General features: G+C 62.0%; 23 protein-coding genes and 1 pseudogene. 13 read left to right on the forward strand and 11 right to left on the reverse strand.

Going from position 1 to position 22388, the window contains the following annotated elements; genetic code table 11:
* Together EEQ99_RS32185 and EEQ99_RS32190 are read left to right on the forward strand one after the other, a co-directional pair.
* Positions 1 to 260: pseudogene (locus EEQ99_RS32185) on the forward strand (electron transfer flavoprotein subunit beta/FixA family protein); the annotation flags it as partial.
* A 23-nt stretch (positions 261 to 283) separates the two neighbouring features.
* On the forward strand, positions 284 to 1213 hold the full coding sequence (locus tag EEQ99_RS32190; RefSeq protein WP_028755655.1) for an electron transfer flavoprotein subunit alpha/FixB family protein: 930 nt from the start codon (positions 284 to 286) through the stop codon (positions 1211 to 1213).
* 154 nt (positions 1214 to 1367) lie between these two features.
* On the opposite strand, the gene aroQ is transcribed toward EEQ99_RS32190, so the two are convergent.
* The 8 genes from aroQ to EEQ99_RS32230 all read right to left on the reverse strand — a co-directional run bounded on the left by aroQ (position 1368) and on the right by EEQ99_RS32230 (position 7486).
* The gene (aroQ, locus tag EEQ99_RS32195) at positions 1368 to 1823 is read right to left on the reverse strand and encodes a type II 3-dehydroquinate dehydratase (RefSeq protein ID WP_028755654.1); all 456 of its coding nucleotides are present in this window, start codon (positions 1821 to 1823) and stop codon (positions 1368 to 1370) included.
* A gap of 55 nt (positions 1824 to 1878) precedes the next feature.
* A complete protein-coding gene (locus tag EEQ99_RS32200) occupies positions 1879 to 2925 on the reverse strand; it encodes a Gfo/Idh/MocA family protein (RefSeq protein WP_207910832.1) in 1047 nt (348 codons plus the stop codon).
* 32 nt (positions 2926 to 2957) lie between these two features.
* Complete coding sequence (locus EEQ99_RS32205) at positions 2958 to 3785, reverse strand: shikimate dehydrogenase family protein (protein WP_028755652.1); 828 nt, start codon at positions 3783 to 3785, stop codon at positions 2958 to 2960.
* A 159-nt stretch (positions 3786 to 3944) separates the two neighbouring features.
* Positions 3945 to 4676, reverse strand: a complete 732-nt coding sequence (locus EEQ99_RS32210; protein WP_049810853.1) for an amino acid ABC transporter ATP-binding protein — start codon at positions 4674 to 4676, stop codon at positions 3945 to 3947.
* A gap of 92 nt (positions 4677 to 4768) precedes the next feature.
* The gene (locus tag EEQ99_RS32215) at positions 4769 to 5410 is read right to left on the reverse strand and encodes an amino acid ABC transporter permease (RefSeq protein ID WP_028755650.1); all 642 of its coding nucleotides are present in this window, start codon (positions 5408 to 5410) and stop codon (positions 4769 to 4771) included.
* Positions 5411 to 5419: 9 nt separating this feature from the next.
* Complete coding sequence (locus EEQ99_RS32220; protein WP_028755649.1) at positions 5420 to 6088, reverse strand: amino acid ABC transporter permease; 669 nt, start codon at positions 6086 to 6088, stop codon at positions 5420 to 5422.
* Positions 6089 to 6104: 16 nt separating this feature from the next.
* Positions 6105 to 6548 (reverse strand): type II 3-dehydroquinate dehydratase, encoded by a 444-nt coding sequence (locus tag EEQ99_RS32225; protein WP_028755648.1) that lies wholly within the window; start codon positions 6546 to 6548, stop codon positions 6105 to 6107.
* A 107-nt stretch (positions 6549 to 6655) separates the two neighbouring features.
* Positions 6656 to 7486, reverse strand: a complete 831-nt coding sequence (locus EEQ99_RS32230) for a transporter substrate-binding domain-containing protein (protein WP_028755647.1) — start codon at positions 7484 to 7486, stop codon at positions 6656 to 6658.
* 215 nt (positions 7487 to 7701) lie between these two features.
* Between EEQ99_RS32230 and EEQ99_RS32235 the strand changes: the two genes are divergently transcribed.
* From EEQ99_RS32235 to EEQ99_RS32250, 4 genes are all read left to right on the forward strand, one after another.
* Positions 7702 to 9591, forward strand: coding sequence for a bifunctional sugar phosphate isomerase/epimerase/4-hydroxyphenylpyruvate dioxygenase family protein (locus EEQ99_RS32235; RefSeq protein ID WP_127431802.1), 1890 nt, complete (start codon positions 7702 to 7704; stop codon positions 9589 to 9591).
* A 124-nt stretch (positions 9592 to 9715) separates the two neighbouring features.
* The gene (locus EEQ99_RS32240; protein WP_028757405.1) at positions 9716 to 10381 is read left to right on the forward strand and encodes a GntR family transcriptional regulator; all 666 of its coding nucleotides are present in this window, start codon (positions 9716 to 9718) and stop codon (positions 10379 to 10381) included.
* Positions 10382 to 10415: 34 nt separating this feature from the next.
* On the forward strand, positions 10416 to 11108 hold the full coding sequence (locus EEQ99_RS32245; protein WP_373289188.1) for a GntR family transcriptional regulator: 693 nt from the start codon (positions 10416 to 10418) through the stop codon (positions 11106 to 11108).
* Positions 11109 to 11266: 158 nt separating this feature from the next.
* Positions 11267 to 12547 (forward strand): GGDEF domain-containing protein, encoded by a 1281-nt coding sequence (locus EEQ99_RS32250; protein WP_047619657.1) that lies wholly within the window; start codon positions 11267 to 11269, stop codon positions 12545 to 12547.
* Between the two features lie 27 nt (positions 12548 to 12574).
* Here EEQ99_RS32250 and EEQ99_RS32255 read toward each other — a convergent pair whose 3' ends face one another.
* Both EEQ99_RS32255 and EEQ99_RS32260 read right to left on the reverse strand, forming a co-directional pair.
* On the reverse strand, positions 12575 to 13702 hold the full coding sequence (locus tag EEQ99_RS32255) for an HPP family protein (protein WP_097545030.1): 1128 nt from the start codon (positions 13700 to 13702) through the stop codon (positions 12575 to 12577).
* A gap of 57 nt (positions 13703 to 13759) precedes the next feature.
* Positions 13760 to 14665: a LysR substrate-binding domain-containing protein gene (locus EEQ99_RS32260; protein WP_028757401.1), complete on the reverse strand. Its 906-nt coding sequence runs from the start codon at positions 14663 to 14665 to the stop codon at positions 13760 to 13762.
* A gap of 259 nt (positions 14666 to 14924) precedes the next feature.
* On the opposite strand from EEQ99_RS32260, the gene EEQ99_RS32265 reads away from it, so the two are divergent.
* Together EEQ99_RS32265 and EEQ99_RS35300 are read left to right on the forward strand one after the other, a co-directional pair.
* A complete protein-coding gene (locus EEQ99_RS32265; protein ID WP_097545026.1) occupies positions 14925 to 15236 on the forward strand; it encodes a hypothetical protein in 312 nt (103 codons plus the stop codon).
* Positions 15237 to 15607: 371 nt separating this feature from the next.
* A complete protein-coding gene (locus tag EEQ99_RS35300; RefSeq protein WP_047619653.1) occupies positions 15608 to 15808 on the forward strand; it encodes a hypothetical protein in 201 nt (66 codons plus the stop codon).
* Positions 15809 to 16099: 291 nt separating this feature from the next.
* Here EEQ99_RS35300 and EEQ99_RS32285 read toward each other — a convergent pair whose 3' ends face one another.
* Entirely contained in the window at positions 16100 to 17020 is a 921-nt protein-coding gene (locus EEQ99_RS32285; protein ID WP_097545022.1) for a GNAT family N-acetyltransferase, read from the reverse strand.
* Between the two features lie 266 nt (positions 17021 to 17286).
* On the opposite strand from EEQ99_RS32285, the gene argE reads away from it, so the two are divergent.
* The 5 genes from argE (at position 17287) to EEQ99_RS32310 (ending at position 22383) form a co-directional block, all read left to right on the forward strand.
* Complete coding sequence (argE, locus tag EEQ99_RS32290) at positions 17287 to 18408, forward strand: acetylornithine deacetylase (RefSeq protein ID WP_047619650.1); 1122 nt, start codon at positions 17287 to 17289, stop codon at positions 18406 to 18408.
* Positions 18409 to 18433: 25 nt separating this feature from the next.
* Positions 18434 to 19357, forward strand: a complete 924-nt coding sequence (locus EEQ99_RS32295) for a 2-hydroxyacid dehydrogenase (protein ID WP_028755636.1) — start codon at positions 18434 to 18436, stop codon at positions 19355 to 19357.
* A gap of 25 nt (positions 19358 to 19382) precedes the next feature.
* Positions 19383 to 19736, forward strand: a complete 354-nt coding sequence (locus EEQ99_RS32300) for a cupin domain-containing protein (protein WP_028755635.1) — start codon at positions 19383 to 19385, stop codon at positions 19734 to 19736.
* Positions 19737 to 19866: 130 nt separating this feature from the next.
* Entirely contained in the window at positions 19867 to 21330 is a 1464-nt protein-coding gene (locus EEQ99_RS32305; protein WP_097545020.1) for an aldehyde dehydrogenase family protein, read from the forward strand.
* A gap of 9 nt (positions 21331 to 21339) precedes the next feature.
* Entirely contained in the window at positions 21340 to 22383 is a 1044-nt protein-coding gene (locus EEQ99_RS32310; protein WP_097545018.1) for a tartrate dehydrogenase, read from the forward strand.
* Positions 22384 to 22388: the final 5 nt, after the last annotated feature.

A 22388-nucleotide genomic window follows, 5' to 3' on the forward strand; every position in this document is an offset into this window, starting at 1 on the left:
AGACGATCGAGATCAAGCTGCCGGCAGTGGTCACCTCGGACCTGCGCCTGAACGAACCGCGTTATGCCTCGCTGCCGAATATCATGAAGGCGAAGAAGAAGCCGCTCGACAAGAAGTCTCCTGCCGATTTCGGTGTTGCCACCACACCGCGCCTCAAGGTGTTGAAGACCGAGGAGCCGTCGGGCCGCAAGGCCGGCGTCAAGGTCAAGTCGGTCGCCGAGCTGGTCGACAAGCTCAAGAACGAAGCCGGCGTGCTTTAAGCCAGAACCAGGGAGCCCTCATCATGACCATTCTTCTTCTGGCCGACCACGACAATGCAAGCCTTTCCGACCAGACCGCCAAGGCGCTGACGGCAGCGTCCAAGATCGGCGGCGACGTGCATGTGCTGGTCGCTGGCAAGGGCGCAAAGGCTGCTGCCGATGCGGCTGCCAAGCTTGCCGGCGTCTCCAAGGTGCTGCTGGCCGAAAGCGATGCGCTGGCCAACAATCTGGCCGAACCGCTGGCCGAGCTGATCGTCTCGCTGGCCGGCAGCTATGACACGATCCTCTCGGCTGCGACGTCGGTCGGCAAGAATGTGCTGCCGCGGGTGGCTGCCCTGCTCGATGTCGCCCAGGTCTCCGAGATCATCGAGGTGATCTCTGCCGATACCTTCAAACGGCCGATCTATGCCGGCAATGCCATCCAGACGGTGCAGGCAACCGATGCCAAGAAGGTGATCACCGTACGCACCGCCTCCTTCGCCTCCGCAGCCGAAGGCGGCTCCGCGCCGATCGAGACGGTTGCAGCGGTTTCCGATCCCGCTCTGTCGCGCTTCGTCGCCGATGCGCTGTCGGCCTCCGATCGTCCGGAACTGACCTCGGCGAAGATCATCATCTCAGGCGGCCGGGCGCTGGGTTCGGCGGAAAAATTCCGGGAGGTCATCCTGCCGCTCGCCGACAAGCTCGGGGCTGCCGTCGGGGCAAGCCGTGCGGCCGTCGATGCCGGTTATGCGCCGAACGACTGGCAGGTCGGCCAGACCGGCAAGGTGGTGGCGCCGCAGCTCTATATCGCCTGCGGCATATCAGGCGCCATCCAGCATCTGGCCGGGATGAAGGATAGTAAGGTGATCGTCGCCATCAACAAGGATGAGGAGGCGCCGATCTTCCAGGTCGCCGACTATGGACTGGTCGCCGATCTCTTCGAAGTGCTGCCGGAATTGCAAAAGGCGCTTTGAACAGCGTGGAGGCGCGGCAAGCCAAACACAACGTCGCGCTCACCTCCGCATGATCCGCCTCCGACCACAGGGGAGCGCCGGCTGGTCGCAGGCTGCATTCGAACACTGTCGGCGACAACCTATGCCGCAACAGAAAACAGGCGACTTGGAGGCGCTAAACTGCACTTGGGCCTGACATTTTGATCAACGTGGCGATACGGCGGATCGCCAGCTGGTACCCCTCCGTGCCGAGACCGGCGATAACGCCGTCGGCGCGTAGCGACACGTAGGAATGGTGCCGGAAGCTCTCGCGTTTATGGACGTTCGAAATGTGCACCTCGATCACCGGCTGCTCGAACGTGTTGAGCGCATCGAGGATGGCGACCGAGGTGTGGGTGAAGGCCGCGGGGTTGATGACGATGCCGGCGCCGTCCTCGCGCGCCTCATGGATCCAGTCGATAATCTCGTATTCGCGATTGCTCTGGTGAAAGCGGATCTGGTGCCCGAGTTCGTCCGCCACCCGGCGGCAGTCCCTCTCCACGTCGGCAAGCGTCTCATGCCCGTAGATATGCGGCTGGCGCTTGCCGAGGAGGTTCAGATTCGGTCCGTTGAGAACGTAGATAGTGCTCATGCTCGAGTCCTTGTCATGTTTGGAGCCGTGTCATCGCCGGGCGCTCGAAGCAGGTTCAGGCCAGCATTTCCGAAACGGCGATGGTGCGGTTCTCCCGGCCGGCCCGGGCGATTGCCAGCACGGTGGCAAGTGTCATCGCGCCATCCCGGGCGGAAGTGAGCGGCTCGGCCTTGCTTTCGATGACATCGACGAAATGGTTGAGCTGGTTTTCGTAAGCGCGGCTGCCGTCGAGCGTGATGTGCTGGCGCACCAGGGGATGCTGCCAGTGGCCGGCTTCGGTCTCGTGTCGCCAGACATCCATGCACGGGATCGACAATGCGGCCTTCGTGCCGGCGAGATGGTAGGAATTTTCCGGCTGGTGCGGGAAATAGAGCGCCTGTCCGGCCGCTGTATCCCAATTGAACGGCGACACCGCCGTGTCGCTCATCAGAAGCGTCCCGAGGGCGCCGCCTGCGAAGCGGACGCTGACGCTCGCCGTATCCTCAACCTCGAACGATCGAACGGCGTTGGAGGTAAACGCCATGACCTCGTCGATATCGCCGCAGATGAAGCGCAGGCAATCGATGTCGTGGATGAGGTTGATGAGCAGCGGCCCGCCGCCTGGCTCACGGCGCCATGCCGCGTCGAAATAGGCAGCGGGCTTGTCCGTCATCCACATGGCGTTGACCGCGACCAACCGGCCGAGGATGCCGTCGGCCACGATCTGACGAGCCTTGGCGATATCGGGACTGTGGCGTCGCTGGTGGCCGATCAACACCGGCACATCAGTCTTCTCGGCGGCCGCGACGAGCCGCATCGCAGCATCGAGCGAGTCGGCGATCGGTTTTTCCACAAGGCAGGGAATATTGCGCTCGACGCAGGCGAGCGCCGCTTCCACGTGCAGGGCGTTCGGCAGGGCGATGATGGCGCCGTCCGGTCTCATGCGATCGAGCATTTCGCCCATGTCGGTGAAATACCGCGCGCCGAACTCGTCGGAAACGGCTTTCGCCGCCTCGGAAACGTCGGCGACGCCGACCAGTTCGACGCGGGGATTGGCGCGCAGCAGCGCGGCATGCTCCCGCCCGATCAGCCCTGCTCCCATCAGCACAATTTTCTGGGACACGAAATTCGCTCCTTGCTCAAGGGCAGACCGCCTCACACCTTGGCGATCGCCCGAAGTTCTTCTGCGGTGGTCGTCGGAAAGCCGAAAAACTCGAGATAGGCGGGGATCTGCTCGAACAGCATGTCGACCCCCACCTGGAATTCACAACCGCGCGCCCGCACCGCGGCCAGGAAGGGCGTTATCTCCTGCTTCAGCACCACCTCCCCCACGAATGCGGAGGGCGAGATGCGCGACACGTCAAGCGGCAGGGGGTCGTTGTCGTTCATCCCGAGCGGCGTCGCATTGACGACGATATCGTAGCCGGCGGGATCGGCCGAACCGGTCGTTACCTTGAGAGTGGGATAGTGGAGACGGAGCCGGTCGGCCAGGCCGTTCATCATCGGCACATGGGCGTCATAGAGCGCGAGTTCGGCAATCTCTGCCTGCGCGAGCGAGGCGGCGATCGCCGAGCCGACGCCGCCCGCGCCGATCATCATCGCCCGGCTGCCGCGAACCTGGCGGCCGCGGCGCAGCACGCCGCGCACGAAGCCTTCGCCGTCGAACATATCGCCGATCAGCGTGCCGTTTGGGCCGAGCCGCACCGCGTTGCAGGCGCCGGCGACCTGGGCGCTCTTCGAGGCTTCGCCGAGCAAGGCCATGGTTGAAATCTTGTGCGGCATGGTCACGAGCGCGCCATGGATGTTGGAAAGCCGGAAGACCAGTTTCAGGAACGCCGGATAGTCTTCCGGCCGGCATCCCATCGGGACCACGACCGCATCGATGTCGTTCTTTTCAAAATAGGGATTGTAGATCAGCGGGGCCTTGAACGAATGCGTGGGATAGCCGAGATGCGCGATGAGCTTCGTGGTGCCGCTGATCATCGGCTTGAACCTTCTGGATTTCGCTTTGGCTGCGGCATGGGAGCACCTTGGGCGGCTTCGAACGCCCGGCCGGCCAACCGGCTGGGCAAAGGCTGTTTTCGTGAGGGCGGCGCGACATGACGCGGCGCCGGCAGGCATTGCGCTGAGATCCGCGACACGTCAGTGCCTGCCGAGGATTTCGCCCAGGAACTTCCGCGTGCGCTCGTGTTTCGGGTTGGAAAAGAACTCGACGGGCGACGCCTCCTCGACGATCGCCCCGCTCGCCATGAAGATGACGCGGTCGGCGACCTGACGGGCAAAACCCATTTCATGGGTGACGCAGATCATCGTCATGCCTTCCCTGGCGAGGTCGATCATCGTGTCCAGCACTTCCTTGACCATTTCCGGATCGAGCGCCGATGTCGGCTCGTCGAAGAGCATCACCTTGGGTCGCATGCAAAGCGCCCGGGCGATTGCGACACGCTGCTGTTGGCCGCCGGAAAGCTGGGCGGGATATTTCTCCGCCTGCTCGGAAATCTTGACACGCTCAAGCAACTGCCGGGCCCTCGCCTCGGCTTCCGCCTTGCCGAGCCTGAGCGCCTTCATCGGCGCCAGCATGCAGTTCTGCAGCACCGTCAGGTGCGGAAAGAGATTGAACTGCTGGAAGACCATGCCCACCTCACGGCGCACCGCATCGATCGTCTTCGACTGATGCCCGAGAAGGATGCCGCCGACGCGGATTTCACCCTTCTCGTATGTCTCCAGGTGATTGATGCAGCGGATCAGCGTCGACTTGCCGCTGCCGGATGGTCCGCACAGGACGATCTTCTCGCCTTTACGCACCGAGATGTCGATGTTGTGAAGCGCCTGGAAGGCGCCATACCACTTCTCGACGCCCGCCATCGTAATCATCATCTCAGCGGCATTTGCCGTAGTCGAGCGGTCGCTCATCGATAAACTCCGTCTTCAGAAATTGTGGGAGGCTTGCGCGTCATGAGCGTTGCCTACCGCGCCGATGCCGCAAACCTGCGCTCGAGACGCGCGCCGTAGATCGTCAGGGGGCAGCACATCAGGAAGTACAGGGCGCCGACCACGGCAAAGACCGTCAGCGGCTGGAAGATCTGGTTGGAAACGATGTTGCCGGCACGGGTCAGCTCCGTGAAACCGACGATCGACGCAAGCGATGTGCCCTTGATGAGCTGGACGAGGAAGCCGATCGTTGCCGGAAGCGAGATGCGCAGCGCCTGCGGCAGGATGACATTCTTCATCCGCCAGACATAGCTGAGGGCAAGCGCCTTGGCCGCCTCCGTCTGGCCGCGCGGAACCGCCTCGATCGAGCCGCGCCAGATCTCGCCGAGATAGGCGCTTGCATGCAGCGTCAACCCGACGGAAACAGCGGCCCAGGCGTCGAGCCTGATGCCGATGAGAGCCAGGCCATAGTAAACGACGAAGAGCTGCATCAGCAGGGGCGTGCCCTGGAAGACGGCGATGTAGCCGGCGGTGATCCGCTCGATCGACCGGATGCCCGACGTCCTTGCCAGCGCTATGCCGAGCCCGGCGATGCCGCCACAGACGAACCCGACGGCGGACAGGGCGACCGTCCATTTCAGGCCGAGGAGCAGGAAGAAAAATTCATCGCGACCCATGAAGCGCCCTCACTTGACCGGATAGCTGAAGTAGCGGGCCGAGAAGAACGCGAAGAGACGCATCATCAGCCAGGAAATGACGAGGTAGAACGCCGTCACGGTGAAATAGACCTCGAAGCTGCGGAAACTGTCGGACTCGATCCGCTGGGAGACGGAGGTCAGCTCATAGGCCGAGATCGCCGACGCGATGCTGGTGGACAGCGTCAGCAGCACGAACTGGCTGGTCAGCGAGGGGAAGATTGCCCGAAGCGCCGGCTTCAGGACGATCAGGCGGAAGACCTGCGCCTTGTGCAGGCCAAGCGCCAGCCCGGCCTCCACCTGCCCCTTGGAGATCGATTGCACGCCGCCGCGAATGATCTCGATCGCGTAGGCGCCGCCATTGATGCCGAGCGCGATGATTGCCGTCGGTGTCGGATCCAGCCGCACGCCTGCCAGTGGCAGGGCGAAATAGATGAAGAAGATCTGCACCAGGAACGGCGTGTTGCGGATGATCTCGATGAAGGCGATCACCAGCCAGCGGATCGGCTTGAAACGGGACTGGCGGAGCACCACGCCGCCGATGCCGATGATGATCGCCAGGATCATGCCTGAGATGGCAAGCAGGAAGGTGCCGAGACAGGCGGCCAGGAGATCGGGCAGGCCATCGATAACGGGGGTGAAATCCAATGTGTAGTTCATGGTTCTTCCCTGGAGATCAGGATGCCTTCGCCATTCCAGCCATCGCCTCGATGGCCAACTCGTAGCCTCGGGCGCCGAAGCCGATCATGATGCCGGTCGCGGTGCGGGAGATCAGCGAATTGTGATAGATGCTTTCGCGGGCATGCACGTTCGAGATATGGAGCTCGATCTTCGGCCCATCGAATGTCTTCAGCGCATCCAGCAGGGCGACGGACGTGAAGGTGTATCCGGCGGGGTTGATAATGATGCCACAGGCTTCCTTGCGCGCCTGATGCACGGACTCGACCAGTTCGCCCTCAAAATTGGTCTGTCGAAAATCCACGACAAAACCGAGCGCGCCGGCCTTGGCATGGCACCGGTCGCGGATGTCGGCAAGTGTGGTCGTGCCGTAGACCGAAGGTTCGCGCTCGCCGAGAAGGTTGAGATTCGGCCCGTTCAGGACAAAGATCGTGTTGCTCATTTTCAAGCTCCAGGTGCACCGGTACCGTGCATTGCACAGCACCGGCGCAGGCATCGCGTCGTGCGGATGCCGCCTTGCAAGTGGTCAGTACGGCCGAGAACCGCGGATCAGTTCACGGTGAACGGAATGCCTTCCAGGCTCGCCGGGAATTCCGGAACCGGGACCTTCATCCACTTGTCGTAGACCTTCTTGAGTTCGCCATTGGCCTTGATCTTGTCGATGAAGGTGTTCAGCTCGGCGTTGAGCTCTTTCTCGCCGAGACGGGTGCAGGCGCCGTTGTAGAGCTTCTGGAATTCGAGCTTGTTCTCGAACTTGCCGGGAACGGCTTTCTCCACGCGGTCCATATAGAAAATATTGCCCCCCAGAGCCTCGACCTGGCCGGATGCGAGAGCCTGGATGCTCGGCGCATCACCGTCGTAACGGCGGATGGTTGCCGTCGCCGGCGCGTTCTTGGTGACCTGGGTGTCCTGGGCTGCGCCCTTGGCGACGCCGATCGTCAGATTGGCCATATCTTCATTGGTCTTGATCGACTTGTCCTTCGGACCAATCAACACAATCGCATTGGCAGCGTAAGGCTTGCTGAACTGCACGGCCTTGGCGCGATCGGGCAGCATGGCCATGGTCGCGAAGAGCACGTCGACGCGGCCTGTGGTCAGCGCCGGAATTCGGTTATTGACTTCGAGCGGGACGAATTCAACTTCAACGCCGAGCTCCTTGGCGAACAGCGTCGCGATGTCGGCGTCGAGGCCATCCTGCTTGCCGGCGCTGGTGACGAAGCCCCACGGCGGGTTGTCGCCCTGGATACCGACGACCAGCTTGCCCTTTGCCTTGATCTCGGCGGGCGTGACGGCGGCAGCGGGCTGCGCCATGGAAAACGCGGCCACAAGCGCTGCCGCTCCAAACAACGCGTGACGGCGCTTCACTTTCAATTCGAACATTTCGTGCTCCTCCTCTCATGATCCCATGGGGACCCTGTCAGCACTCCGTTTGCTGACGACCACGCAAAACTGCCATGGGAGTATCTTTAAATCAACAGAGTTTTTCGATAATATATGATAAAATCGATTTCGACATGGAAATCCAGGCTTAAATTATGAAATCAATCTGCGCCAGCAGGTGTGGAAACGGCTTTCCAAAAAGGAGGAAGACTGGGATGAAGACTTCGATAGCGACGGTTTCAATCAGCGGCGAGCTGCCCGAAAAATTGGAGGCAATCGCCAAGGCCGGTTTCGGCGGTGTCGAAATCTTCGAGAACGACTTCCTGGCCTTCGATGGCAGTCCTGCCGATGTGGGAAAGATGGTGCGCGATCACGGGCTGGAAATCACCCTGTTCCAACCTTTCCGCGATTTCGAGGGCATGCCGGCCTCCCACCGGCAGAGAACCTTCGACAGGGCGGAGCGCAAGTTCGATGTGATGCAGGAACTCGGCACCGATCTTGTGCTGGTCTGCTCCAACGTCTCGCCGGTCTCCCTCGGCGGCGTCGATCGCGCTGCGGCGGATTTTTACGACCTCGGAGAGCGGGCGGCGAAGCGCGGCCTGAGGATCGGTTACGAAGCGCTCGCCTGGGGCCGCCATGTCAACGACCATCGCGACGCGTGGGAGATCGTCCGGCGGGCCGACCATCCGAATGTCGGCCTGATCCTCGACAGCTTTCACACGCTGTCACGGAAGATCGACATCAATTCGATCCGCTCCATCCCGAAGGACAAGATCTTCATCGTGCAACTCGCCGATGCGCCGTTGATCGACATGGACCTGCTCTACTGGAGCCGGCATTTCCGCAATATGCCGGGCGAAGGCGACTTGCCGGTCACGGCCTTTACCGCCGCCGTCGCCGCGACCGGTTATGACGGCTATTTCTCGCTGGAAATCTTCAACGACCAGTTCCGCGGCGGGCAGGCGCGCTCGATCGCGGCAGACGGCCATCGCTCGCTGATTTATCTCGGCGACCAGGTACGCCGGGCTCCCGGCACGGAAACTCTCAGTGTTGCCTCCATGCCGGACCGCGCCACGGTCAGGGGCGTCGGTTTCGTGGAATTCTCCACCGACGAGGAAGATGCTGCCGACCTCATCGGCATCCTGCGCACGCTCGGCTTCCGCAAGACGGCGGCGCATCGTTCGAAGAAAGTCAGCATTTTCCAGCAGGGCGACATCCGCCTCATCGTCAATACCGAGGAAAAGGGTTTCACCAACGCGTCGTTTGCCGTGCACGGCACCTCGGCCTATGCGATGGCGCTGATCGTGGACGATGCGAAACAGGCTTTCGCGCGGGCCGTGGCGCTTGACGCCGAGCCGTTCAGCCAGCCGGTCGCCGCCGGTGAAGTGGAAATCCCGGCGATACGCGGTGTCGGCGGTGGATTGATCTATCTGCTTGACGACCAAAGCGATCTCGGCCGCTTCTCCGAAATCGACTTCATGCCCGTCGAAGACGAGGTTGAAATTGTGCCTGCGCATCTGCTCAGGATCGACCACGTCGCCCAGACCGTGGCCTATGACGAAATGCTGACCTGGCTGCTTTTCTATAGTTCGATCTTCGAGACCCATAAAACGCCGATGGTCGATATTATCGATCCGGCCGGCGTGGTCCGCAGCCAGGTGGTCGAGAACGCATCGGGTTCGCTGCGCATCACCCTGAACGGCGCGGAAAACCGCCGGACACTCGCCGGGCATTTCATCGCGGAAACATTCGGATCGGGCATCCAGCATCTCGCTTTCGATACCGATGATATCTTCGCCACCGCCGAAGCACTTCGCAAAAACGGCTTCCGGCCGCTGCACATCTCGCCGAACTATTATGGTGATGTCGAAGCCCGCTTCGGCCTGGACCCCGAGCTGACCGAGCGGCTGAAGGCGGAAAACATTCTCTACGACCGCGACGAACACGGCGAATATTTCCAGCTTTACAGCGGCACCTATGGCGAGGGCTTCTTCTTCGAGATCGTCGAGCGGCGGAACTATCGCGGCTACGGCGCACCGAACGCCATCTTCCGTATTGCCGCCCTGAAGAAGCTGATGCGGCCGGAAGGATTGCCGAAAATGTAAATAACTCGCGTTACCGCGATCCTATGAGAAAAATTAGTTTCCGCAGGCATTCACGCGCGATTGAATGCGACGAGAATAGCCAATTATATAGGAGGATCGAAAAAATGTCAGAGAAGAATCGAAGTTGCTGAATACAACCAATGAAACCGTCGCGGAAAGCAGCTACCGGCGCATTCGTGCGGATATCATATTCGGCCGCCTGGCGCCGGCGCAGAAGCTGAAACTGGAAAGCCTCAAAGAAACATACGAAACCAGCGTCAGCACCCTGCGGGAAATTCTGAACCGGCTCTCGTCCGAAGGCCTGGTGGTTGCCGAAGGGCAGCGCGGCTTCGAGGTTTCGCCCGTGTCGGCCACCGATCTCAGGGAGATTGCGGCGCTTCGTCTGCTGCTGGAAACCCACGCGCTCGAACAGTCCTTCGAATACGGCGACGTGGAATGGGAAGCCCGCTTGGTTTCCGCTCACTACAAGCTGTCGCGCATGGAGCGGGTGATGGCCACCGGCGATACCGGCCAGGCGGAAGACTGGAAGCGATATGATTGGGAATTCCATCAGGCGCTGATCTCCGCCTGCGGGTCGAAGCTTCTGATGGAAATGCATTCCGTCGTGTTCGACAAATATCTGCGCTATCAGATGGTCGCATTGTCCTATCGCGGCGAAATCGCGGCTAAGGAACACCAGCAGCTTCTGGATGCTGCCTTGAGGCGGGACCAGCAGATGGCGAAGCAGGTCCTGACCGTCCACATCGAGGACGGCGTGGAGCATGCACTCGCCCGCAACGCATTGCGGTAGTGACGGCTCGAACCATGAATCGCGGAGAACGGAAGTGAAATCAGGAGAAGCCGTGCTCGAGCGATCGGGCGAAACAGGCGAAACCATCAGTGACGTGGTCTTTCGCCAGGTGAGGCAGGATATCATCGTCGGCATATTGCCGCCCGGCACCAAGATAAAGCTCGAGCAGGCCAAGGAGCGTTATTCGATCAGCGTGTCGTCGCTGCGCGAGATCCTGAGCCGCCTCACGACAGAAAATCTGGTAATCGCCGAAGGGCAACGGGGCTTCGAGGTCAGTCCCGCCTCACGCCAGGAATTGATGGAACTCGCCGATCTGCGCATCGTGCTGGAGACCCATGCGATGGACCTTGCATTTGCGGCCGGCGATCTGGAATGGGAAGGCCGGATCGTCGCCGCGCATCACAAGCTCGCGGCTGCGGAGCGCCGGCTGCTCTCTGGTGATGCCTCGCGCACGATCGATTGGGTGCGCTACGACTGGGAATTTCACCAGGCGATCGTTTCTGCCTGCAATTCGGCGACGTTGATGGCGAGCCTTTCCTCGGTCTTCGACCGCTTCCTTCGCTATCACCTGCTGGCCGAGAGCTTCCGCGGCAAGGCGGTGGTCGACGATCACAAGCTGCTGTTCGAGCTCGCGCTGGGCAGGGATGGCGAAGGTGCAAAGGCTGTTCTCAGGCAGCACGTTCAAAGCGGCGTGGAGCATGTCCTGAAGAGCAGCAAGATTTTCTAAAGCCGCTTACAACCCGGTACCGGCCTTGGAGATGACCAAGAGCGATGTGTGCCACATCGATGCAAACCGATCATTTCGACAACTTTGGGGCGCAAGGAAACACGGTCTGAAGCTTCATTGTTCTTGCCTGCGGGAGATGCTCCACTAAATCCGCTCAGATGGACGTTCAGGAGAACGCAGTTTCGGTGAACCCGGCGAGCGCATCCACGCGGACGCCGCTTCAGGTGCGAAGTCCAGCTGTCATGGCGGAGGTCGAGCGCCTCCTGGCGGGCCGCACACGCGACATCCGCCTAGAAGGCGAGCTTCACGGACTTTTTCGGAAACGTTCGTGGTCGCAGGCGGCCAAGATCATTCGCGCCTGGATGATCTGGGTCGCTTTGCTTGATGGCGTGACCTTGGGCCTCAACGCCATCCTGCTTCCACTGCCGATCGTGCTGTCGATGCTCTTGCCCGCCTGCATCCTTCCGCCCGCAGCCCTGGCCACCGCCTTCGTCTGGCGAAAACCGCGCGCATCCTGGCTGCAGGGGCTCTCTCTGATCGCCGGCATGTTCTTCATCCTGCTCTCGGTCGCCCTGGTGGGCGTCAGCGCCGGTGGCGCGTTTTATGAGCGGCATTTGAACATCATGCTGGTCGTGGCGATTACCGCGATGATCATCTTCGCCGTCCCGATGGCCTGGACGGTGATGATCGCAGCATCGGCGCTCGGTCTCTATCTGTTTTTCCAGCTTCATAATCCGGGGCTTGACTTGGGAAGCGCCGTGGCTGCGACGCTGTTTTTTGCAAGTGGTGTCGTCGCAACCGTCGTGGCGCGACGCACGATGACGATCCTGGCCCAGAAGGCCTTCCTTCTCGAACTTCGGGACCGAAGCCGCGTGGCGGAACTGGCCGACGCAAATGCGCGCCTCGAGTTGCTTGCGAGAACCGATCCCCTGACCGGCATCGCCAACCGGCGCTGGATGATGGAGATGCTCAATCGCCTCTGGGGCATCGACGAGCCCTGTCCCGAAGGCGCTTCCTTGCTGATGTGCGACATCGATCAGTTCAAGAACCTGAATGACAGCCTTGGGCACGCCGAGGGTGATCGCTGTCTGGTGAAGGTCGCCGGCATTATTCAGAGCAGCGTGAGGCACGGTCGCGATCACGTGGCCCGTTATGGCGGCGAAGAATTTCTTGTCCTGCTTCCTGGACTGGATGGCGAGGAGGCGGTTGCCGTCGCCGACAATATTCGCAAGCGGGTTGAAGCCGCCTCCCTTCCCAACCCCGCATCCCGCGTCGCTCCCTACGTCACCCTCAGCATCGGAGTGGCCACTCACGCGCCGAACAGTCAGGCAATTTCGGTAGAGGAACTCCAGCGCCAGGCCGATGCGGCGCTTTATCTCGCCAAACAGGCGGGCCGCAATCGGGTGGCGCGGCATAAAGCGGATTTGCCAGGCGCGTAATGCCGGCGCATGACGCCGACGGCTTTCTCAGGCCACAACCGGAACCGGCGCGCTGTCGTTCGGCAGCAATCGCGCCACGGCGCTCAGGAGATCCGTCTGCGATATCAGGCCGAGGATTCGGTAATCGTCATCAACGACGATGACGGCATGTGTGCGCCCGTCGGTCAGCACAGGCAACAGTGAAAGAGCGGCATCCGAAGGTCTCGCCACCGCCGGCCTCGAGATCGCGTGTGCGATCGTCTCGGTACTTCCGGACAATTCCCGCAGGCCGACGGTGCCGATGAGACGGCCCCCCGGGTCCTTCACCGGCAGGGTGCGGATATTATGCTTCAAGAGAAGGTGACGCGCAGCATCCGGTTCCGACGTTTCCCCGATGGCGATCACGTCACGCGACATGATATCGGCACAGCTGATCTTGCCGTTCGAGCGGATGGCCGCCTGCAGCTCGACCTGCTGCAGCAGTCGGCCGAGGTCTGCCCGGTCGATATCGAAGGTTTCGTCGAGCGCTTCGAGAGCCGCATCGACGTCCTCCTCGCGGAACCCTACCCGCGCGGCCGACGGCAGGTCGATCGTCTGATGGGTGTTCTCCGCCTTGAGAACGACGTGCGGATAATTCCGCTTGGAAAGCTTGTGGAACAGCAGGCCAAGGCCGACGAGAATGCAGGAGTTCAAAGCGACGGGCACGAAGGGAAAGAGGAAGCCCCAGCCGGCAACGACAGGACCACCGAGCACGGCGGTCAGGGCCGCGGCTCCTCCCGGAGGGTGAAGGCAGCGCGTGAAGGACATTGCGCCGATCGCAAGCGAAACGCCGACACCGGTCGCGATGATCGGATCACGAATGAAATAGGCGGCCACAATCCCCATCAGCGCTGAAATCGTATTGCCGCCGATGATCGACCATGGCTGCGCCAGCGGGCTTGCCGGCACCGCGAAAAGAAGCACCGCGGACGCCCCCATCGGCGCGACGATCAGTGGCAGATGCGGCCCCTGCCCGAACAGATAGCCGCTGATGACGCCGGTCAGACCAATGGCCAGCAAAGCGCCGAGGCATGCGATCAATCGCTCCCGCAAGGTCGCACCGGCCAGGATCGGTGAGAACAGACGGAAGCGGCGGAAGCGGCTCGGTCCCACCTTCGGGGAAACGGGAAACTGCATGACAAGACCAATTTCGAACGAGGATTATCTGGCGGATGAAGGAAGAGCAGGTGCGAGTTAGTTTGCTGCCAGTCTGATATCTCTGCCCTTTGTCGCGCTGAGCACTTCGTGGAACGCATTGAACGCGCTCGGGCGGTCATTCCTGCGGTAGACGAGCAGCGTCTCGACAGGTCCCAGCTGGTAAGTCTGGGCAGACGTCGGCCAGTGCATCAGATCGAGAACGGATCTCGGCATGACGCCGGCCGTATTGCCGGTCGCAACGCTTGCCAGAATCGCGTGGTAGGAGCCGAGCTCGCTGGTCGGCAGGGCGCTCGATTTGCGCACCCAGTTTTCGGCGATCCGGCGATAGGTGCAGCCGGGCTCCAAAGCGGCGAGCGCCCCGACACGCAGGTCGGCGGCGGATTTGATGGCGGGATGGCCGGACGGCAGTACGATCAACAGGTCCTCGACAAAGACCGGCTCCATCTCCAGGGCCTTGAGTTCGGCATCGAAGCCCGAGTCTTCCTCACGCATCGCCTTCGGCAGGCGGGCAATCAGCGCGCAATCGAGCACATCGGAGAGAACATCGCGGGTCAGATCGCGGGACGCCCCCATCGTCAGATGCAGCGATACATCGGGCCACATCTGGTTGAATTGCGTCAGTGCCGCCGGCAGCCTGCTTGCCGCCGTGCTCTCCATGGTGCCGACCCGCAACGTCCCCGATGGGGCGAGAGGCCGCACAGCCTGGCGCGCTTCCAGCGCCAGCGCCTTGAGCCGGTTGGCATAGGAAAGAAACGTCTCGCCCTCCCGCGTCAGGGTCATCTTCTTGCCATCGCGGCTGAAGAGGGAAACGCCGAGGTCCTCCTCCAATTGCTGGATGCGCGTCGTCACGTTCGACGGCACCCGCCCCACAGCCTTGGCGGCCTTGGTAACGCTGCGGTCGCTGGCGACGGCGAGGAATATGTCGATCGACGAAAGGTCCAATGAAAAGATCTCGTTTTCGGAATTAAGGCTAGAGATAATTCTCTATATAAAAATCATCGACATTGCTCAAGCCGGTTTCGGCACCGGACAAAAAAACGCAAGCCGGCAGGCAGGCGATTGCCGAAAAAAGGGTCGGGTCGCCGCGGAAATAGCCATGCAACCTACGACATTGCCTCTGTCGGACGACGTTTTGAGGGTTTGAGCTTGGCACACGGTTTGCATCCGCAAACCTATCTGCAGATCGATCGGCGACGACCTCATGTTGCACCTTGTCTTGACCTGTCTTCTTCTGAGCGTCGCTTCAGGCTTGAGCATGCGGCGTTTTCTGCTGCCGTATTTCGCCGGCGGCGATCTCGCCGAGAAGTCCGCCCCTGTGACAGTCGTCGCAAGTGCCGTCTTTCTGGCAGCGATCGCTTTCACCGTCTCCGACCAGGATCTTTGGGCAAAATCCGTCATTCTGATGCTCGGCCTTTTACTGTCCGCAATGTTTGACGACGCGAGACCCAAGCTGACGATCGCCCTTTCCGCCGTCAGTCTGGCGGCCTATCTCGGGCTGCGTTCGATCGGCTGAGCATCCAACCATCACCCAAACAGATCAGGGGTCACGGAACACGGCGACTCATCACCGGTGTCGACGCCCAATCGAGCTTGCATCCATCGACGAAAATCATTCGTCAACGCAGCCACATCCTGCAACCTGAAACATCTCCCGACGGGCGATAAGGAAGACTTCGCGCAATACGGGAAAATGATCTCTATTGAAGAATATTTCCTCACTGTTATTCTCCATCATAGAACATTTTCCGAGGCACGCTGGATCGCAGGATGCAGAAATCAGACCTCTCACGATCGGTGTCGATCTCGACTCCAGGAAATCGAGACCAGCGGCTCCCATGCCGTGAGGATGTTCGAATTGCGTCGGTGAGGAGGCGAGCGGCGATCATGGACAGCGATCCGACAGGAAAAATTTGGTCGGAATGGTATGCGTGGCATCCCGTCTTGCCGATCGACGATACGATATTCTGGCTCGAAACCGTGTACCGGAGGCAAGGCCCAGAGGGTCTCTGGCAATATCGTTCGTTCCGGCCGGAATTCGAACGCCGGCAGGCTCTGACCGACATGCCCGTCTGTCCCGGCGCTTAGAGCCTTTCCGGGTTAGATTGCAGCATTCTGCCGGAGCAGGTTTTCGTCAGGGCAAAGGCGATCGGCTCACCGGCCGCACCGCTTCGCCATGCGAAGCAATAGGTGCGTCCGGCGATTCTAAAGTCTTGCAGATTTGCCTGGCAAATCTGCGGGAGGGTTGGCTGAAACGGGCCGGCTGATCGACCGGCCGGCTTGGCCGTAGAGTTGAGCTACGACGCGCGCCGGCCGGTCGACCATCCGACTCCGTTTGAGCCAACAGAATGCTGCAATCTAACCCGGAAAGGCTCTAAATCACCCGAGCGCCTGGCTGACGAGCGCATAGGTTTTAGGCGCATGCGCTGCCTGATGCTCCGGATGCGGGAGCCATGGGCCACCGAACGACATGGTCGTGACGATGTCGTAGACCGAAAGACCGCAGCGGGAGAGGAAATCGGAAAACGTTCCGCCCTTTTCGCGTGTGTCGAGGCGCAAGAACGCCCCCCTATGCTCGCCTGCGTGCGGACGGATGACGGCGATCGCGTCCGCATCGTTGCCCGCCACGACCGGACCGATGACATGGCCGCGCCCGAACCGCCGGCAAAGCGAGAAAGCCTCGATCCTGCCGGCGCGGCTCAACACGATACCCTTGGAATTAGCCATGAGCCGGGCCAGGAGCAGCTTGCGTTCCGTGCCGAAGGCCACGCAATCCAATTGCGCAATCGCGTCCAGATCTCCAGCCTCGACTGCCCGTATCACGGCGCCGGGCGGCGGCTCCACATCCGGCGGCGATATCGCTTCGCCCTGGCATTGGAAGACAGATGCCTCCCGAATGAAATTCAGGGAACGATAGAGACGTCGCGCGGCACGCGTCGCGTTCAGCCCTAGGTGGCGCCCGGCGACCTGATCCAGCACGTGGCCCATCAGCCATTGCCCGGCACCGTTGGTTTGCAGGCGCGGCGAGGTGATGACCATACCGACCGTGGCAAATTGCGCATCATAGGGAAACCACATCGCGGAGCCGAGAATGCGGCCGATTTCATCGATCGCCACGACGCCCTCGCCGAACTCACGCATGAATTGCCAGTCTTCGGCGCGATGCGGCCAGGCGACGGTCATCGAAAGCGCATGCAGTTTGTCGAGATCGACGCTGTCGATCCCGGCAAGGCGCATCTCGAAACTGTCGACGATCCTGGATTCGGATGTCAGTTCACTCACCCGGCCCTCCTGCCGCATTGTCTCGCCCAGCCTGCGCTCGGAAACTTCTGTGACCAGACTAGAACAGATCGTTCGATACAATTCACTGGGGAAGCGCGCGCAAACACAACAATCGACCAAATCCCGATGCGCATTCGGCAAATAACGCCTGCGCCTGCCTTTAGAGTCATTGACCAGGCCCGGATCGGCCGCCAATCGCCGTTCACCGTGAGGACCCGGAATGTCGCCTCCCGTCAGCCCAGTTACAAGCACCCCAAAAATCCCGCCGCGCTGTGAAGAATCCCATGCAGGCAATTGAAATTCTCGAAAGGCTCGTCGGCTTTCCCTCGGTCGTCGGCACGCCGAACACCGAGATCGTCGCATGGATCCGGCACTACCTGCAAAGCCACGGCGTTGTTGTCACGGAGCTTCCCGGTCCGGAGGGCGACCGGTCGAACCTCTTCGCCACGATCGGCCCGAAGGAAACGCCGGGCTATATCCTCTCGGGCCATATGGACGTGGTCCCCGCCGCCGAAGGCGGCTGGACCAGCGATCCGTTCCGCCTGCGGGCCGAAGCGGACCGCTTCTACGGTCGCGGCGCCACCGACATGAAGGGCTTCCTGGCCGCCGTGCTCGCCGCCGTCCCGGCGTTTGCGGCCATGCCGCTTCGCCGGCCCATCCACCTTGCCTTTTCGTATGACGAGGAGGCCGGCTGCCGCGGCGCGCCGCATATGATCGCCCGCCTGCCGGAGCTCTGCGCAACTCCGCTTGGAGCGATCATCGGCGAGCCGAGCGGCATGCGGGCAATCCGCGCCCATAAGGGCAAGGCCGCCGCCCGGCTGACGGTCAGAGGCCGGGCAGGCCACTCCTCGCGCCCGGATCAGGGGCTGAATGCGATCCATGCCATCACCAGCGTTTTGGTTTACGCCAGCGCCGAAGCCGACCGGCTGACCTCCGGGCCGTTCGAAGATGTTTTCGAACCGCCCTACTCCTCCCTTCAGGTCGGCACGCTGAAGGGCGGCCAGGCGGTCAATATCATTCCCGACATTTGCGAGGCCGAGTTCGAAGCGCGGGCCATTTCCGGCGTCGATCCGGCAACGCTGCTAGCGCCGTTGCGAGCATCGGCCGAGACGCTGTCGCAGCGTGGTTTCCAAGTAGAATGGCGCGAACTCAGCGCCTATCCGGCGTTGTCGCTTGCCGCCGACGCGCCGCTTGCGGCGCTGCTTGGCGAACTGACCGGCATCGAGCCGCTCGCCGCCGTCAGCTACGGCACGGAGGCCGGGCTTTTCCAGCGCGCCGGCATCGATGCGATCATCTGCGGACCGGGCGACATCGGCCGCGCCCACAAGCCGGATGAATTCATCCGTGCTGGTGAACTGCTCGCCTGCCAGGCGATGGTCGAGGCGCTCGGTCGCCGCTGCGCCTGAAGCACGAGATCAAGGAGCCGACGCAATGACCTTTCTCTTCAATTCGGACGCGAAGCGCGGCGCCATCTTCGCCGAAGCCTTCGCGCGCGAACTACCGGACATCGCCTTCTCCATGGATCCCAAGTCGGTCGAAGCCGAGGCCGTGCGCTATCTCATCACCTGGACCCTGCCGGATGATCTCGCGCGCTACCGCAATCTCGAAATCCTCTTTTCGATTGGTGCCGGGATCGACCAGTTCCGCATCGATGCCGTGCCTACGTCGGTGAAGGTGGTGCGCATGGTCGAGGACGGCATCATCAGGATGATGCAGGAATATGTGACGCTTTCCGTACTTGCGCTCCATCGCGACCTGCCGACCTATCTCGACCAGCAGCGGCGCCGGACCTGGCAGGCGGTCGCGCCGGTGCAGGCCTCGAACCGCCGCATCGGCGTGCTCGGGCTCGGCATGCTCGGAACCGCCGTGCTCGAACGCTTGCTACCCTTCGGCTTTCCACTTTCGGGCTGGAGCCGCAGCCCGCGCGAGATCGACGGCATCCGATGCCTGAGCGGTCGGGACGGCCTCGATACTCTGCTTGATACCACCGATATTCTTGTCTGCCTGCTACCGCTGACGGACGAGACGCGCGGCTTCCTGAATGCCGGCCTCTTCGCCAGGATGCCGGCTGGTGCGGCGCTCGTCCATGCCGGTCGCGGCGCTCAGCTCGACCATCGGGCACTCGTCGCCGCACTCGACGCCGGGCATCTTTCCGGCGCCGTTATCGACGTCACCGAGCCGGAGCCGCTTCCCGCGGACCACGCCTTCTGGAGCCACCCGAAGATCCTGCTGACGCCGCACATTGCGAGCGTCACCCAAGCTGAAACCGCCGCAGCAGCCGTGATCGGCAACATCAAACGCTATCAGGCGGGCCTCGACCCGATCGGACTGATCGATCGCAGCCGCGGCTACTGAATTCTTAACCCAGGAAAGCAAAATCATGTCCCTTCTCAAGACGATCGACACCAACCCGACCTCCACGCCGCGCGAGTCCGGCCCGCTGCCCGAACGGCTGATCTCCGGTAACCCGGCCTTCAAGACCTGGGCGCAGGACGTCGCCCGCGGCGAGACGGTTCATAGCGGCGTGTGGGAAGCCACCCCCGGCGAGACGCGCTCGATCAAGGGGGAGACGTTCGAGTTCTGCCATATCCTTTCCGGCCTGATCGAGATCACCCCGGAAGGTGGCGAACCGGTGGTCTACAGAGCCGGCGACAGCTTCGTCATGAAGCCCGGCTTCGTCGGCGTCTGGAAGACGATCGAGACGGTGCGCAAAATCTACGTGACCGTGTCGTAATGCCAACGCCGTAGATTTGACTGGCCGCAGCGGCGAAAACGCAATTTTTCGCCGCTGCGGCATCGCCGGTCGATGAATGCTGCTCGCTTTCCCCGGTTAGGCTTGCCTCAGCCCACCCCGAGGACATGCGATGACACTCAGCTTCGATCCGAACACGATTTCCCTGCCCGTCGGGCATTTCATCGGCGGCCGGCTGATTCCGGCCGAAGCCGTGATCGACATGCATCGTCCCTCCGACGGCAAGGCCTATGCGGGCTGCCCGCTGGCTGACGCAGCAGTTGTCGACCACGCTGTCGAAACCGCCAAGAAGGCGTTGAGGACGAGCAACTGGGGCGGCGTGCGGCCGCGCGAGCGCACCGTGGCGTTGCAGCGCTGGGCGGATCTGATCGAGGCGGAGGCAGAGACCCTCGCCAGGCTTGAAGCGCTCTCGTCGACACGGCCCATCGGTCATCTCGTCGCCGGCGACATCGCCGTCACTGCCGAGCAGATCCGTTTCTTTGCCGAATTCGCCGACAAGGAAGGCGGCGACCTCGTTCCGACCGACGATACCAATTTCGGCATGATCATGACCGAACCCTACGGTGTCGTCGGCGCCATCACGCCCTGGAATTTTCCCCTGTCCATGGCGGGCTGGAAGCTCGGCCCGGCGCTGGCGGCGGGCAATGCGGTGGTGTTGAAACCATCGGAGATGACGCCGTTCTCGACACTCTATCTCGCCGAACTTTCGGTGCGGGCCGGTCTGCCGGCCGGTCTCGTCAACATCGTGCTCGGTGACGGCCCGACCACCGGAAATGCGATCACCGGACATCCCGGCATCGCCAAGGTCAGCTTTACCGGCTCGACTGCGGCCGGCTCGGCGATCATGACCAATATCGCTCGCACCGGCGTCAAGCCGATGACGCTCGAACTTGGCGGCAAAAGTCCGCAGTTGGTCTTTGCCGATGCCGATCTCGAGCTTGCTGCGGGCGCAATCGCCGGCAGCATTCTCTCCAACGCCGGTCAGGCCTGCGTCTGCGGTTCCCGCCTGATTGTCGAGGCGAAGGTGGCGGACGCGCTCGCGGCCGCACTTGTCGAGAGGTTGGCGGTCATCCGCCCCGGCCCCACCTGGGATGAAGCAACCGATTATTCGCCCGTCATCTCCGAACGCCAGATCGCCCGCATGGACGGTATCATCCGCGCCGCGATCGACGGCGGGGCCGAGTGCCTCACCGGTGGCCGCCGCCTCGACCGCGAAGGCTATTTCTACGCCCCAACGCTGATGTCGGGCGTGACGGCAACATCGCCGGCGGTTCTCGAGGAAATCTTCGGACCGGTGCTGACCATTCAGACTTTCGAGGACGAGGAGGAGGCGCTGAGCCTCGCCGACCATCCGGCTTACGGGCTCGCCGCCGGCCTCTTCACCCGGGATCTGTCGCGTGCCATCCGCGTGACGCGCCGCCTGCAGGCCGGCACCGTCTGGGTCAATCGCTACGGCCGCTCGCGCGACCATATCCTGCCGACCGGCGGCTACAAGCAGTCCGGTATCGGCAAGGATCTCGGTCGCGAAGCCTATCTCGCCAACCGCAAGAGCAAGAGTGTGCTCATCAGCCTGTGAGGACCTGCGATGAAGACCTACAAGATCGCCCTTCTGCCCGGAGACGGCATCGGCCGTGACGTGACGGCAGCAGCCTGGGCCGTACTCGAAAAGGCAGCTCGCCTGAACGGATTTTCTCTGGATGCAACCAGCTATCCCTGGTCCTGCGACTACTATCTGGAGAACGGCAGCATGATGCCCGCCGACGGCATCGAAACGCTCCGGTCCTTCGATGCTATCCTGCTCGGCGCCGTCGGCTGGCCCCACAAGGTGCCGGATTCCGCCTCGCTGCACGGGCTTCTGCTGCCGATCCGCAAGGCTTTCGTGCAATATGCCAATATCCGCCCGCACCGGCTGCTGCCCGGCGTGCAGGGACCGTTGCGGTCCGACGGTTTCGACATCCTCTGCATTCGTGAAAACACCGAGGGCGAATATTCCGGGGCCGGCGGCCGCGTCCACCAGGGCACCGACAGCGAGGTGGCTGTGGAGACCTCGATCTTCACCCGCAAGGGGGTCGAGCGCATCCTGCGTTTCGGCTTTGAGCAAGCGCGTGCGCGCAGCGGCAAGCTTGCCTCGGTGACCAAGTCCAACGCCCAGAAATATTCGATGGTCTTCTGGGACGAGATCACCCAGAGGCTTTCTGCCGAATATCCCGATGTCGACGTGACCAGCTACCATATCGACGCCATGGCCGCCCGCATGGTCATGGCGCCCGATAGTCTCGACGTCGTGGTCGCCTCCAACCTGTTCGGCGATATCCTGACCGATCTCGGCGCCGCCATCCAGGGCGGGCTCGGCTTTGCAGCCTCCGCCAATATCAATCCCGATCGCTCCGCGCCATCGATGTTCGAACCGGTCCACGGATCCGCCCCCGATATCGCCCATCTCGGCATCGCCAATCCGATCGCCGCCATCTGGTCGGGCGCGATGATGCTGGAGCATTTGGGAGAAACGGCCGCTGCCGCAAAGGTGATGGCATCAATCGAGGCGACGACCGCACGCGGCATCGGCGCCATTCCCGGCAAGGACAAGACCGACGCGATCACCGCATCGGTGCTTTCGGCACTTGACTGATCAAT

This window comes from Rhizobium anhuiense (assembly GCF_003985145.1).
Lineage (GTDB): Bacteria > Pseudomonadota > Alphaproteobacteria > Rhizobiales > Rhizobiaceae > Rhizobium > Rhizobium anhuiense.